The sequence below is a fragment of the Cytobacillus oceanisediminis 2691 genome (genome assembly GCF_007678455.1).
Classification (GTDB): domain Bacteria; phylum Bacillota; class Bacilli; order Bacillales; family Cytobacillaceae; genus Mesobacillus; species Mesobacillus oceanisediminis_A.
Map to the genome: position 1 here is coordinate 1 of NZ_VEEP01000370.1, position 241 is coordinate 241.

1 protein-coding gene is annotated in these 241 nt (G+C 41.9%); it reads left to right on the forward strand.

The genetic code is table 11. From position 1 onward, the window contains the following. Positions 1 to 43: 43 nt before the first annotated feature. Positions 44 to 241: plasmid mobilization protein (locus FS736_RS23945; protein ID WP_395883970.1), on the forward strand; the 198-nt coding region annotated here is incomplete at its 3' end.

Below are 241 nucleotides of genomic sequence, written 5' to 3' on the forward strand. Positions count from 1 at the left end.
TGTAAGAAAGGCGTTATCTTTCGTAGAAAGCGTGGTGGCAATAATGAGCGAACAAAACAACTTTGTGGCTAGCGACGAAACTGTTGGGCGAAACCATAAACCCAACCGTAAGGAGCCGAAACAAATCAGTTTTCGTGTGAGCGAATCCGAATATTTAAAGTTACAACAATCAGCTGAAACTTTAAATATGAGTGTGCCGAATTTCGTTAAGAAAAAGGCACAAGGCAGTCGATTGGTTGCG